General features: G+C 51.9%; 13 protein-coding genes, 1 tRNA gene and 1 other RNA gene. 9 read left to right on the forward strand and 6 right to left on the reverse strand.

All coding sequences use genetic code 11. The annotated features are described in order from the left end of the window. Positions 1 to 35: 35 nt before the first annotated feature. The 3 genes from VMW85_00500 (at position 36) to VMW85_00510 (ending at position 3,293) form a co-directional block, all read left to right on the forward strand. A complete protein-coding gene (locus VMW85_00500; GenBank protein HUT26515.1) occupies positions 36 to 575 on the forward strand; it encodes a DUF2085 domain-containing protein in 540 nt (179 codons plus the stop codon). A gap of 107 nt (positions 576 to 682) precedes the next feature. Continuing rightward, the gene (gene psmB / locus VMW85_00505) at positions 683 to 1,333 is read left to right on the forward strand and encodes an archaeal proteasome endopeptidase complex subunit beta (protein ID HUT26516.1); all 651 of its coding nucleotides are present in this window, start codon (positions 683 to 685) and stop codon (positions 1,331 to 1,333) included. 49 nt (positions 1,334 to 1,382) lie between these two features. Further along, positions 1,383 to 3,293: a beta-CASP ribonuclease aCPSF1 gene (locus VMW85_00510; GenBank protein HUT26517.1), complete on the forward strand. Its 1,911-nt coding sequence runs from the start codon at positions 1,383 to 1,385 to the stop codon at positions 3,291 to 3,293. 58 nt (positions 3,294 to 3,351) lie between these two features. Here the strand turns inward: VMW85_00510 and VMW85_00515 are convergent, their stop codons facing one another. Then, the gene (locus VMW85_00515) at positions 3,352 to 4,881 is read right to left on the reverse strand and encodes a carboxypeptidase M32 (protein ID HUT26518.1); all 1,530 of its coding nucleotides are present in this window, start codon (positions 4,879 to 4,881) and stop codon (positions 3,352 to 3,354) included. Positions 4,882 to 5,150: 269 nt separating this feature from the next. Further along, positions 5,151 to 5,897: a winged helix-turn-helix domain-containing protein gene (locus VMW85_00520; GenBank protein ID HUT26519.1), complete on the reverse strand. Its 747-nt coding sequence runs from the start codon at positions 5,895 to 5,897 to the stop codon at positions 5,151 to 5,153. A 70-nt stretch (positions 5,898 to 5,967) separates the two neighbouring features. Here VMW85_00520 and VMW85_00525 point away from each other — a divergent pair, with 70 nt between their 5' ends. Continuing rightward, positions 5,968 to 6,156, forward strand: a complete 189-nt coding sequence (locus tag VMW85_00525; protein HUT26520.1) for a hypothetical protein — start codon at positions 5,968 to 5,970, stop codon at positions 6,154 to 6,156. A gap of 252 nt (positions 6,157 to 6,408) precedes the next feature. Here the strand turns inward: VMW85_00525 and VMW85_00530 are convergent, their stop codons facing one another. Then, entirely contained in the window at positions 6,409 to 7,362 is a 954-nt protein-coding gene (locus VMW85_00530; protein HUT26521.1) for a UbiA family prenyltransferase, read from the reverse strand. A 188-nt stretch (positions 7,363 to 7,550) separates the two neighbouring features. On the opposite strand from VMW85_00530, the gene VMW85_00535 reads away from it, so the two are divergent. Further along, a complete protein-coding gene (locus VMW85_00535) occupies positions 7,551 to 7,898 on the forward strand; it encodes a hypothetical protein (GenBank protein ID HUT26522.1) in 348 nt (115 codons plus the stop codon). A gap of 387 nt (positions 7,899 to 8,285) precedes the next feature. Beyond that, a complete protein-coding gene (locus VMW85_00540; protein HUT26523.1) occupies positions 8,286 to 8,840 on the forward strand; it encodes a hypothetical protein in 555 nt (184 codons plus the stop codon). Between the two features lie 86 nt (positions 8,841 to 8,926). Here the strand turns inward: VMW85_00540 and VMW85_00545 are convergent. Then, positions 8,927 to 9,013 (reverse strand) — tRNA-Leu (locus VMW85_00545). 168 nt (positions 9,014 to 9,181) lie between these two features. On the opposite strand from VMW85_00545, the gene rnpB reads away from it, so the two are divergent. From rnpB to VMW85_00560, 3 genes are all read left to right on the forward strand, one after another. Beyond that, positions 9,182 to 9,475: RNase P RNA component (gene rnpB, locus VMW85_00550), an RNA gene on the forward strand. A gap of 101 nt (positions 9,476 to 9,576) precedes the next feature. Further along, entirely contained in the window at positions 9,577 to 10,038 is a 462-nt protein-coding gene (locus VMW85_00555) for a DUF835 domain-containing protein (protein ID HUT26524.1), read from the forward strand. Between the two features lie 76 nt (positions 10,039 to 10,114). Continuing rightward, positions 10,115 to 10,981, forward strand: coding sequence for a hypothetical protein (locus VMW85_00560; GenBank protein HUT26525.1), 867 nt, complete (start codon positions 10,115 to 10,117; stop codon positions 10,979 to 10,981). On the opposite strand, the gene VMW85_00565 is transcribed toward VMW85_00560, so the two are convergent. Further along, positions 10,982 to 11,215: a hypothetical protein gene (locus VMW85_00565; GenBank protein HUT26526.1), complete on the reverse strand. Its 234-nt coding sequence runs from the start codon at positions 11,213 to 11,215 to the stop codon at positions 10,982 to 10,984. 79 nt (positions 11,216 to 11,294) lie between these two features. Further along, a complete protein-coding gene (locus tag VMW85_00570; GenBank protein HUT26527.1) occupies positions 11,295 to 14,297 on the reverse strand; it encodes an FtsX-like permease family protein in 3,003 nt (1,000 codons plus the stop codon). Positions 14,298 to 14,300: the final 3 nt, after the last annotated feature.

Raw genomic sequence — 14,300 nt, forward strand, 5'->3', positions numbered from 1 at the left:
AGGACCGGTACAGTAGCGGCAATACCATGAGGCCAATGTCCGCGGAGCGGCTGATGACCTTGCTGTTGGTCGTTATGGCCATCTCCTTGACCAGCGTCGTCGTTTCCCCTCTGACCTTACCAGAAAGCTCGGTTCCCGACCTCGGCGGGAGCATAGGAGTGGTGGACAATTGGAAGGAATTGCAGACCGTACCAATGCCGCAGCGCTTAGTTTATCTGATAGGGGATGTGAACTGTCATCAACAGCTCTCCAGATCCTACGTGCTGAACGACAATCAGATGCCAGTATGCGCTCGGGACCTGGGAATATTGATAGGATTGATGACCGGCGTGAGCATATATCTGGGTGTGCGACGCAAGGTCTCATGGACCATACTGGCGCTATTTTTAGTGCCCATGGCATTGGATGGCGGATTGCAGGCCATAAGCGATTACGAGTCCAGCAATCCTTTGCGCACCCTCACCGGAGCCTTGGCCGGTTTTGCGTTGGGTTGGGGAGCGAGTATATTGATCGACCACTATTATAGGGACGAAAATGTTCCCGAGAGGTCATCGGAAGGGTCGAGCCAGAAGTAAGCTTTGATACCTCCGAATATTGGGAAAATCCTTATATATAATCGTGTCAATTGAGCACAAGTTATTCCATATCATTCACTTTTACCGTTTTGGAGGATATGATTCGTATGGAGAATATGAAGACTGGCACTACCACATTAGGTATAGTCAACGCAGACGGCGTAGTCATGGCGTCCGAGCATCGGGCTACCATGGGTAACATTATCGCTCACAAAGAGGTCCAAAAGGTATTCAAGATCGATACCAATCTGGGCATGACCACCGCTGGACTGGTTGGAGACGCCCAGGTCATGGCACGATACCTGAGGGCAGAGGTGGAGCTTTACAAGTTGAAGAGGACCACCTCCATGAGCGTGAAGGCCGCGGCCACATTGACCTCTAACATTCTGAGAAGGGGCGGTGGCGCATACGGTTATTACTACGTGGGTCTGATCGTGGGCGGTTACGACCGAGAAGGAGGACACGTCTATTCCCTGGATGCGGCGGGCGGTTCGATACCTGATCATTATGTCAGCGTCGGTTCCGGTTCCCTATTCGCCTATGGTGTCCTTGAGGACCATTACAAGAAGGATATCACCCTGGACGAGGCCATCAACCTAGCGATACGAGCCCTGAACGCGGCTATGAAGAGGGACTCTGCCAGCGGCGACGGTGTTGATATCATTACCATCACCAAGGACGGATACGTCGCGGTGTCTCAGGAAGAGATCTCCAAGAGGGCTTCGCGTATGGGGATCAACATCCCCCACCCCAACTAAACCCCTTTCTTAACACATTTTCTGTTATACATTTCGTAAAGTGAACTTCATGAGCGCAGAAAGAATTCTCGAGGATGCCCGAGAACAGGTCAGGAAGATAGTACCTCCAGAGATCAACATATCTTCTATTGATTTTGAGGGCCCAGTAGTGGTCATTTACACCAAGGATATGGAGGCTTTTGCCTCCGGCAACGACATGATAAGACAGTTGGCGCAGGGATTGAGGCGCCGAGTGGCGATCCGCCCCGATGCTTCGTTGCTTGCGGATTCGAAAACCGTGGAAAAGAGGCTTCGCGAGATCATTCCGGAAGAAGCACAGATCACGGACATCTATTTCGATGACGACACCGGAGAGGTGACCATAGAGGCCATAGCCCCCGGGCTGGTCATCGGAAAGCAGGGCTCCATCCTCAACGAGATCAAGAAGGAGGTGGGCTGGGCGCCGAAGGTCGTTAGAGCCCCACCCATCCCATCCAAGACCGTCTCCGAGACCCGCGCTTATCTGCGTGAGGTCAGTGCGGAACGCAAGGATTTCCTGCGCAAGATCGGTAAGAAATTGGCCCAATCCAAATATGAGGGGGAAGGCTGGATCCGAATGACCTGCCTGGGAGGGTACCGCGAGGTCGGACGTTCCGCCACCCTGCTTTCCACCAGAGACAGTAAGATCCTTATCGACTGCGGCATGGACCCTTCCAGCAGCAGCAGTAAACCTTACTTCACCGCCCCGGAGTTCCAGCCACTTGACCAGCTGGACGCCGTTGTGATCACCCACGCTCATCTTGACCACTGTGGATTGCTGCCGACGCTCTTCAAGTACGGTTATGACGGCCCGGTGTATTGTACGCCCCCGACCAGGGACCTGATGTCCCTGAGCCTCATCGATAGCATCAAGGTGTCCCACGGTGAGTCCAACAAATCAGAGTACGAGTCCAAGCACATACGCGAGATGGTCAAACACTGCATCACCCTGAAGTATGGTGAGACGACCGATATTGCTTCCGACATACGGTTGACGATGCAGAACGCCGGGCACATTCTTGGTTCCGCGGTCTGCCATTTCCATATCGGGGATGGTCTGTATAACGTTGCCTTCACGGGAGATATGAAGTATGAGCGCAGCTGGTTGTTCAACGCCACCACCAACAAGTTTCCGCGATTGGAGACCTTGATCATTGAATCCACCTACGGAGGCTTCAACGACATCCAGCCTAGCCGGGTAGATGCCGCGACGCAGCTCAAGGGTATAATCGAGCGAGCCATAATGCAGCGCAAGGGCAAGATCGTCGTCCCGGTCTTCACTGTCGGACGTTCCCAAGAGGTCATGCTGGTCATCGAGGAACTGATGCGCACCGGAAAGGTTGATAAGGTGCCAGTATACCTGGATGGCAGCATATGGGAGGCTACGGCCATCCATACGGCGTATCCGGAATATCTCAACAGCCAATTGCGCACCCAGATATTCCAGATGGGACAGAACCCCTTCCTCAGTGACATCTTCAAACGGGTGGACAGTTCGAGTATGAGGGAGAACATAACCCATGATCCTGAACCGTGCATAGTTCTCGCCACCAGCGGAATGATGAACGGCGGACCGGTCATGGAGTACGTCAAGGCCTGGGCCAGCGATCCCAGCCAGACCCTGGTCTTCGTAGGATATCAGGCCGAAGGGACCATCGGTCGAAAGATCCAGAGAGGCGTTAAGGAACTGAACTTACAGGACAAGGGCAAGAGCATCACCGTGGAGTTCCGCATGAACGTGGAGATCGTCGACGGTTTCTCCGGCCACTCCGATCGGAGGCAGCTCATCAACTACATCGCTAGCCTGGACCCCAGACCGGAGAGGATAGTCATCGGTCACGGCGAGGAGCACAAGTGCCTCGAACTGGCCTCGGCCATCTACAAGAAGTTCAATGTGGAGACCAGGGCGCCGATGAACCTGGAGACCATCCGGTTCAAGTGAACGACGGAAAAACATTCCCTCGATCATAAAAAAATTAGGGTGGGGCACCCCCAAACCCTCAGAACCCGTAGATCTTGCTCATCTTCTCTTCCAGGTACTTTAGGAAAGGAGAAATGGTCAGCTCCTTCCCCGTCACTTCCCTGATCAGATCTGCCGGGTCGTACAGGTCGCCCTTGGAGTGGACGTTCTTCCCCAGCCATTGCAGCACCGGGGAGAACTCGCCCTTGCGCAGACCTTTCTTCCACTGCGGAACGTCCTTGTTCATCTTGTCGAGGAACATACCGGAGTAGATGTTGCCTAGCGCGTAGGAAGGGAAATAACCGAAACTGCCGCCGGACCAGTGGGTGTCCTGCAGCACGCCCTCTCCATCGTTCTCGATCTTCACGCCTAGATAATCGGCGTATTTCTGGTTCCATGCCTGCGGCAGTTCGTCTACCGTCAGCTTGTGCGCGAATATGTCCTTCTCGATCTCGAAACGGATGATGACGTGCAATGCGTACGTTACCTCGTCCGCCTCCACCCTGATCTTGGATGGGTTCACTGCGTTCGCCGCGGCGATTATGTCCTTGTTCTTCGATCCCTTGAACGATCTTGATGAGAACTTACGGAAGCGCGGCAGGGCATAGTTCAGGAACTCCGGGCTGCGTCCGACGATGTTCTCGACGAAGCGGCTCTGCGACTCGTGTATACCGTAGGAGCAGGGAGTACCTATGGGCTGGAACATCCATTCCCTGGGAATCCCCTGATCGTACAGAGCGTGACCGCCCTCGTGCATCACACTGAACAAGCTGGAGAAGAACCTGTCCTCGTAATAATGCGTGGTGATCCGCACGTCGTCGTAGGTGCCGACGGTGAATGGGTGCTCGGTCTCATCGAGTCGGCCGCCAGCCTTCTCGCTCATGGTATCGTACCCGATGAAGTTCATGGCATCGATCGATATCTTCCTCTGCACTTCGATGGGCACCTTGAGCGACATGATGGACAGGTCCGGTTTGAAATCTGCCCCTTGCACCTTGTCGATGAGCTTGATCAGTCCGTCGCGCAATCCGGCGAATATCTCGTTTATACGTTCCGCGGTCATATTAGGTTCGAACTGGTCCAGCAATGCATCGTAAGGGGTCTTCGTCCCTTTCACCTGCATCAATATGTCCGCGGCCTGCTCCCGCAGCTCGATCATCTTTGCCAGGTCGTCCCGGAACATCTTGAAGTCCTTGGCCGCCTTAGCCTTCTTCCAAGAACCGTTGCATTGAGTACGGTGCTTGGCCGTCTCGGTGACCAATGAATCTGGGAGCTTGGCGCTCTCGTTGTAGCTCTTGCGGAACAGATGCACGTTCCTCTTCTGCAGCACATCGAACGACCCTTGGTCCTTCTCGCACTGTTCCAACAATCGGGGTATCTCAGGGTCGGTGAGCTTCTTGTGAATGAGAAGCTCCATCGCGGATAGTTGCTCGCCGCGCATGGCCAAGGCCCGCGGGGGCATCTTAGTCTCCATGTCCCAATAGAGAACGTCAGTGGCGGAGCCCAGGACGAACATCTCCTTGGAACGTTCCATGAGAACGGAATATGCACTACTGTCATTGGGCGTCATTTGCATCGAACAACTGTATGGTCGGGCCGAAATTAATCTTTGCCATCATACCTTCCATAACAACGAGAGATCACTATGCCAGGTATCGTGAGGTTTTGTGAGACGGTGCCGCATCGTATTTCGCCGAAGGTGTGTTTTTTCGGTGATGGCACCCTACAATTACAGCATAAGGATGGGGGTTTCATACGGTCGGAGCTTTGATCGTTGCCGTAGCAGCTGTATGGTATTGGAGGTTTAGCAAGAAGAGGAAAGGTCGATCCTGATCGCTGTCACAGACCGAGCCTTAGAGAGAACAGGCTGACCATGTCCAATGCCGCCCTTCCACGCGGCGTTATCGCATAATCGCCACGGTTCTTGACCTTGCTGACATAACCCTCGTCCAACAGTGGCCGAATGTGGAACTGCAGATGCCCCGTCCTCATTTCCAGGTCCCTGCTGAGGTCTGTGAAGGCGCGGTCCCGTACACTTAGTACCTGCAGGATACGCAGACGCGTAGAATGGGAGAGCGGAGCCATCATTTTCGAGGCACCGTCCAGGTCCTTAAGATGCTCTTCGATCACTGAACGGCCGTCCGGGGAGGGGGCGTTCACCCTATCGAACATCTTTTGCACGAAGGTGATCAACGCTCTCACGTCCCGCACCATCCCCAGCTGTAAGCGGTGGCAATCCTTGTTTTGACATGGTGAATGCAGACCGGCGATCATTGATTCGGCCCTCTCTAGCTCCTGCATCGGTGTATCAAAGTCATCTTTGAGGAGACTGATCGAAATGCCTTGGAAGATCCCGTTGAGCTCGTCACGGCAATCCTTGCGGTTGGGACACGTGGAGACGCGATCGATGCGGTCCAGATTGGATGTCAAGAACTGGTGATAGTAATCTGTGATGACGTATTGGATCTGGGCCAGGACCACCTTCTTGAAGTCCTCGTAACGGACGCCTAACACCGCATTCCCCAACCCGCTGATCTCCGCCTTGAGCTCCTCGATGGACCGAACCAACTCCGTTTCACTGCTCATTTAGTATAGAGATATGTTATTTCATAATATTAATGTATTATTCCTGCTTTGCTCAACCAAGGTGAAAAACATGGAATTCAAGGATTTCGTACAGAACGCCAGCAAGGAACAGTTGATCGCCCTAGGTACCCTGGGGATGTGGATGCAGGAGAAGGTACCGGTATACTGTAACTGCAAAGAGAAGTGCAATCAGAACTGCCAATTAACCAAGGAGCTCAATGAGGCCCTGATACTGGCGGGACAGCGCCTGCAGAACTAATGATGTCAGACTGAAGAGACAATGCGTCCTACCGGACGTGCTACCGCGCGTTCCGGCTTTTTTTATCCTCGACCGGCCCGCGGAAGTTCTTGATGACCTGATCTAACATTATCCGATCGGAGGAGTGGGGCAAAGCTTTGATCGATCGTAAAAAACATTAGATGCTGAAGGGTCCAGTAATATCGTATGACGAGTGCCGATCGAGCATCGGTCTATGATCCGGAATATATGAGAATACTGCATATGAAAACATCAGGGCCACATTCCAAATCCAAAGAGAATATCGAGGGATGCTACGATTATGAGCGAGAGCGAATAGATGATCATGGTCACATGGAAAAATGGAAGTACTCTTAATGTTGCCTTTGGGGTTTGATATTTTAGTATGGTACGGTTCGCCATCAATAGTAGCATGAACCCGATCGCAAACCCGAAAAGGACATACCATCCCAGATAGGCTGCGAAAATCACTGCGGTCACAAGATGGACGCATGTGAAGAAAAGGATCCAATGACCGGTCCGTGGAATGCCATATAGGACGGTCACCGACCTCATCCCTCGCGCCTTATCATTTAGGATATCGATCAGATCGTTCGCGCCAAGATGCGCCTCTGCGAACGGATAAAAGAATAGGAAGTACAGCAGAACAATCGCATCTGGATGACCTACGATGAGGTAGCCTGCCACCGGAAAAAGCGTAAAATCCGTACGACCCAGCAATTGGGCGATGGGATAGTTTTGCTTTCGTTTGTGAATTTGGTAGAAACACTCCACACCGTAGCCATAGGCTGCAATGATCAGCAGATAGATCGAATGGGGGGCTGGAAGCGTCAGAATGATGATTATTGAGAGAGCGACCAAAATGAAGAACAATGTCAACGCCTGTCTTCCAGAGATCAAACCGGTTGAGATCGGGCGTTCCTTGAACATTCTCCAATAATTGGTTAGGCTGTTCTCAACGTCCTTCTTGTCCAGGTCCCTATCGACATAATCGTTTAGGACCAGCCCTGCCTCGAATCCGAAGAAACCGATCAGTATCGCCTTGATCACCAGGATCCAGTCAAAACCACCATGGTAGGCAAAGGCAAGGAACAATCCAGAACAGAACAATAGCGGCCAAGCGAACCCGAACTGCAGTCTGGTCAGATCCATGTACGCGTTGATGGTATCTTTCCTCGACCTCTTGACCCCAACCGCGTCATTCACCGATGATAAATATCACCAAGGATGATAATAATTTGCTCGATAAAATTGTAAAGATCCGATAGAGAGATATCTGAGGTCTCCATCTAATTTTCAAACACATATTTTTTCAAGGGACCGCAATCGCTTCGATCGTGAACGCGCTCAGTAATGCGTAAATAGTCAGAAAATTACTCTAAATCAGTGAGTGAATGAGGAGAAAGATCAAGGAAGTGATCTCGGGCATCGTGCTCGTCATTTCCATCGTGGGAATTTATTTGTTCACGCAGCAGATGATCTTCTCCACTTCAAACACGGGATATTATGGCATTGCTATACTGGTGATGGTGGCCCTATGCCTCATAAGCATGCTTGCCTTGGTCACATTCTCCAGCTCAGGATGGAGTCTTGAAGGTTCTTGTGGGGAATGGGTTGCTGCTGCTTTGATGAATCCATTTATGCTGCTATTTTACAAAAACAAGGAAAAAGAGAATGACGCTGTAGTAATGAAGATGGAACATCAGAAATGGGACGAGGAATACTGGAATAGGTCGAAGTAACTTCTTAAAAGACGATCCATCGATTATTTCATGGTTAATGATACTTTATCAATAATTTTACATTATCAGATCATAAAAAGGTAGCTCAGAACATTTAGATGCGTGGTAAGAGCACCCCCGTGTAAAAAACCAAAAATAATTTAAAAAATGAGGTGACTGGATATGTATAATGATGCGGGGAAAGGGATTTGAACCCTTGGACCACTAAGGACTAGACCCTCAATCTTCGCACACACATATTAGATAATAGCCAGATCACTATTAATACGCTGCTCGGGACTCACTAATTCAAGTCTTGTTGAAACATATTCAAGAAACGCTGATCGATGTTCGTACACGATTCCAAATTAACATATATTTAAGTGATTAATTGATTTCAGGGATCCATTGGGGAAGAAGAGATTATTGGTCATCTTGGGTTGTTTGATAACCATCATCATCGTTTTAAGTGCCGCTATCTTCATAGCAGGAATGAGCCCCGAAAAGACCCTTGCAGAACGAATGGCCTTGGCGTCTTCAGACATTAATGAGATTGGCGGGCACGTCGGTGAAGGATCGGCTGGGGCCCCTAAATATTTCAGTAATTCGACCTCAGATTATTGGTATTTAATAAGCGGGAACGAATTCTCGGGGTATGTCCATATCTACGCGTTCAACTCGATGTCACTTTGTCAATCTGAATATTCCAATGGGATCCATCATGATTTAGCCGATAATTGCACCACCATCATCGGCCTCGGTAACGGAACGGATCGCGGATACATTGCTTGGAATGCGACCTCCAAAAAATATTCAATCGATTTCAGTGTTGACAGTGTTATTGTTACGATGCACTTTGAATATTACCCATTACTACCTTTGGACAAGGAGTTATCAGATGGGAAAGTTGTTTTTATCATCATTGTTCAGTATTATAATATCGTGACCATCTTAAACGATTGAGTTGCCTTAGATATTAAAAAAAGAGGAGATATTGAAAGCTGATTTCATATCGGGAATAATTCGCATATCATTCAAAAATGGATATGTGGTGCGGGGAAAGGGATTTGAACCCTTGGACCACTAAGGACTAGACCCTCAATCTAGCGCCGTTGACCAAGCTTGGCTATCCCCGCATGGCTTTTTTGGGAATGGGGGAGACCGTTATTAAGCTTTGCATATGGGGTCATCTCCCAGAAGACCATTTGAGATTCGCTTACCTGTCTGGCCAGAACCTTTTCACTTCCTACACTCATGCCCCTTTCCTCTCATTTATATATGGGAATCCCATAAGTTGGAACGTCGGGAGAGGGAGGGCGACTGACGGTAGGGCCTTCGGGCCCAGCTGAGGAAGGTCCCTCCTCCATGAGAAAGGTGGACCGCGAAAGTGGTTTGGCGAGAGCCAAGGCAAGGGCACAGAAACGACACAGCCCCGGGGTAGGATGAATCGCTTGGCGAGGACGTTCCCCGAGGATCTGGTGAAACGGCGACCCCCCACCGGAGCAAGCCCAAACAGCCGGAATGACAGCTCAGGACCGGCGGGTAGGGCGCATAGTTGAATGTTGCCTGAAACAGAAGGGGGCCTACTACCCTCACCTGACACATGGCCCGCTTTTCCAGCGGCCTTTATTATGCTTTCACGCTCCCTGCACAGCGCAGATAGAGTAACTCACACCCCTTGGTCAGTTCGAGGGGGAAAATGAACAGTAAAGAAGGAAAGTTAGTAATTATCAAGGAGAGGGTGCCTCTGCGCACCCATGAGATGCTGCGCCGAGAGTTGAAGAAGGGACGGAAGGCGCTATACATATCCAAGCACTCACCCAGGCAGCTTGAGATGCAATTCCAACCGGTCAAGGATAACATGACCGCCCTGTGGCTTTCACCCCGTACCGAGGACGATTGCATTCCTCCGATGAACCTGCAGCGCTTCGAGCAGAGCATCGTGGATTTCCTGAAAGACAACGACGATTCCATCGTCGTGCTGAACGGCCTAGATGTCCTCTACATGTGGAACGGCATACGCCCGGTCATCAATTCGATAAAGAGGGCCAAGGGAACATTGGGAAATGCGGAATTCGTGATCAGTCTGGACCCCAAGGAATATTATCCGGAATATGTGGGCGCACTGGAACGAATTTCTGACAAAGTGGTCTGCACCTGAGGTCGAAGGCGGTCCTTCCGCCCGATCCCTCTTTTTTTCGAAACCCTATTGACCATGAGAGACCATTGGCCATATCATGTCCGCTTTGAACGTTATTCTCACCACGGTATCCGACGACAACATCTCAGGTTCTTCGGAGATCTATTCAGAACTATTGCGTGAACTGATGAAGGTGGTCTCGCAGAAGCCCTCGTCCCGAGAATGGCAGGATTTCGCCACCGGACTAACCAAGGTCAAGAGGTCCATGGCCCCGATACAGAACGTGGCCGGTTCGTTACAAGTGTTGCTCAATGCCAGCATACCGGAGGAGCAGTTGAACGGGTTCATCAAAGGTTTCCTGACCGATCTGGTGGAAAGGGAGGGCCAGGCCGCCGAAACCATAGCCATGACCTTTATCCATGAGCATCGGCCGAAGAAAATTGTGACGATCTCCTATTCCAGTACGGTAATGGCAGCGATCTTGGCCCTACCCAAGGAAGTGGAGGTCTCGGTGGCCGAATCATTGCCCTTAGGAGAGGGAACTATCACCTACCGCAGGCTTCTGGAGAAAGGGGTCAAGGTATCGTTGTTCCGAGATTCCATGATCGCCTCGGAGGTAGCCGCGGCCGACCTGGTACTGGTAGGGGCTGACGCGATCAGTCCGGAAGGTGTGGTCAACAAGGTCGGCACACGACTGCTGGCGATGGTCGCGAAGGATCAGGGTGTTAACATGGTGACATTATGTTCCACGTCCAAGCTCATCCCGGTGTTGGACATGGATCCCATGGCCTCGGTTAAGAGCTCCGAGGGATTAAGTTACCGTGAATCGATCTTCGAGATCGCTCCCCTTTCACTGTTTCATTCGGTCATAACAGAGGAAGGAGCGCTCTCTGGCGAAGAGATGGAGAAGCGCTTACTGCGAGACCGGAGCAAGATGAAGGAGAACGACTGCCACGATTGTTGATCAGCCGACCCGTTGCAGGAATTGTTTGACCTGTGAATCGAAGCCGTTCGTTTCGATGTCCAATTCAGTACCCTGTTCCTGGGTCACTGTCACCTGGACGTAGCCGGAGTCGCTCTTGAACAGCAAGTGCTGAGGGGATTCCTCCTCCACAGCTATCTCCATTCTTCCGAAATACTCCTTGGCCTTTTCTAAAGCCCTTTCCGGGCTCAGCTTGGTTGTCGCTCCGTATCTCATTCGCAATTCCCCTTGGGGAAAGCCAATGCGCCCATAACTATTTTTTTATCTGGTCCACCGATGCGATATCGATGTCTCGTCATTCAAATCTCAGGACCTCGGCCGGAGAGACCTTGCTGGCACCTCTAGCCGCTGGCAGAACGCTCAGCATCGTGGCCAGGAATGCCAGAACGCCCACGATTATTATCGACTGCCAATCGATGACGAAGACGAAGTCCTGGGACTGCAATGCTACATTCCAGAGCTGATATCCTACCACGATCCCTAGCGATGTACCGGCAACGATCCCTAGCAATGATATGAACGCCGATTCCAAGGCGAAGTTGACCACCACCATGCGTTTGGTGAAACCGATCGCCCTCATCATCCCGATCTCCAGCCTCCTCTCGTGGATGGACCGGATGGTGATTATTCCCAGCCCGGCAATGCCGATGATCAGGCCCATTGCCAGGAAGGCTCGGAACAGAGTGAAGATGGAGTCGATGCTGGAAGTGATCTCCTCGGCCAATGCCTTGACCGATATGGTGCTCATGCCCACATCCAAGAAGTCCTTCTCCAGCAATACGGATTGCTCCTTGGCGTCCAGACCGGGTGTGTAACTGATGAGCAGCCGGTTCAATCCCTGGGCCTTGAAGCTGCCGTAGGCGGTGCTTTCATTGACGAACAGACCTGCTAGGGTGCTCTGTTTCATCACTCCCACCACGGTGATGTTGGTGATCGTACCATCGAAGGCTATCACTCGGAACGAATCACCCACCACCAGACCGGGATTGTCGGAGAAGGATGTGAACTGGTTCATGTTCGACGCCATTCCGCCGTCTATGATCGCCAAGGAACCGTTGTTCAACAATCCTTCCCATACTTCTTCTTCGCTTGCGAATCTGGATAGGTCCCATTTATCGAGAGGGTAGTAACCCTCGGTATAGAACCGCCGGTCCACTCCCAATCCTATCGTATCGAACTGATATGTTTCCTCCCCTCCAGCGATCTCGCGTGTCCCATTGATCCTTATCCCTACCGTAGGTAGGGCCACGATGTTGCTCACGTTACCTTTCTGCAGGAAACCGTCGCTGGCGTTGATCCTATCCCATGGGTCCTGGTCCAATACCGTACGGGGGTCCAATGTGAAGGCGACGGTGTCGAAGCCCCCGGAGGTCTCCTCCACCATGATCGGGATGTTGTAGTCCAGTACCCCGGAGATCATGGTCAGGATGGTGACCGTGAATATCACGAGGCCGAAGATGAATATGCTCAATCCCGTCCGCACCTTGGCCTTCAAAGGATAGGATATGGCCGTGCGGACCACCGCCCTATAGGAGGACTTGGCCCTTATTACAGTGGTAAAGAAGCGAATGATGGCGTCTGAGTTGAACATCACGAGCAGGAGCAGAGAGACCAACATGAAGAGGCCCGCCACCACCAACATCTCTATTTCTTCATCGAATGGGAATATCTTGAATCCGATCGCCATGCCCAACCAGAGACCCAGTGTCATCAGGGCCGCGGCGTTCCAGGCCAGTCGGTCTCCTACGAACCGTCTTATCAGGAGTCCCAACGAAAGGGTGATCAAAGAGAGTCCGCTGTAGGCCGCCCCTAGATTTTCCAGGACCACTCCTAAAGCGGTCAACAGGAACCCGGCCATCACCATGGAGACGCCTATGAGAAAGGACCTGCGGTCCTTGATCGGTACAGGAGGCTCTGGTATGTTCTTTATCGCTCTCACGATGTTCATCTTTGAGATGCGCCCCGTAGCCACGTATACCGTGGTTATGGTGATCAGGAACCCCATAAGGTAAGAATAGGCCATCCCGGAGGGCGTGAAGGTGAAATAGTCTGCGATCGAGAGCCCGGAAAAACCGAAAACGCCTGAAACCGAAAGGATGATTATGTATGCCAGAACCACTCCCAGCAGAGTGCCTATTCCGGCGGCCACCGCCCCATAGATGACCCCTTCATATATGAAGAGCCTCCCCATGGTGGACCTCAGCATCCCAACTGCCCTGGTGATGCCCATTTCCGATTTGCGCTCTTCCCCCAACATCGTGAATATATTGAGAACCAAGGCCGCCCCGGCAATGACCGAGAAAGAGCCGAACACGAAGAACAGGGAGGTGAACGATGTTAGGGCGTCACGACCGTCCTCCAAGGTCTCCTGTTGGTCCTGGACGATCTCCAGCCCGAGGTCCGATCGGTCATCCAAAACCGCCTGGATCTGTTGGCGGGCGTCCGAAACATGTGCTTTGCCCTCGCTGAGCAATGTTACGAAGATAAGATTGTTCCTCCCTTCGTTCCCGGTCCAGGATTGCAGCGTCGAACGTTCTACGAATATGCTAGGGGCGGATTGGAACTGTCCAGAACTGAGCTGATAACCACCCAGACCATCAGAGGTCACGATCCTTTCCAAGGTCAACGGTAGAACGTTGGTCCCTCGGACCAGCAGTAGCTGGTCCCCGACCGCCGCATCCAGTTCCAAGGCGGCGCTCTGTGGCAGGAACACACCTCCGGGCAAGGGGGCTGTGGTTATGGGTCCCTCATCAGCTATGGTGAAACCGCCGAAATTGGCCACCATGTCCCCTTCCACCCCCAGGGCGACGTTGTTGAGCGAAGACAGGCCGGTCCTTTGATCGATCACCACCGCGTTCTCCAGACTAGCTTGCGCCACGTGTTCGATCCAATCCGTGGAACCGAGATCGGATAAGATCGCCTGGAGTTCGGTATCATTCAGGTAGACGTAATTAGTGGCGAAGGGCGAAGCAACCACAAAATCGACCTCACCGAGCCCCTCGGTGACCTGATTCACTATGAGATTGTCCAGGGTGTCACTGACCGCGAAGGATGCGGAAATGATCGCCGTACCCACCATCAATCCTCCGACCACCAAGGCGGTCGTGGTCGGCCTCCTGATGGCGTAACGAAGGGCCATGGTGAAGACCACCAGATTATGACGGGCGTCCATGAGCACGATCAGAATGATGAGCATTATGTTCAATATCAGGGAGAGAGCCGTATCAAAAAACAGCCAGGGGGCTAATAGTATTATTGCCACCAAGGTCATTTTGATGATAACGAACCACTTGGACAACGG

Source organism: Methanomassiliicoccales archaeon (assembly GCA_035527755.1).
Lineage (GTDB): Archaea > Thermoplasmatota > Thermoplasmata > Methanomassiliicoccales > UBA472 > UBA472.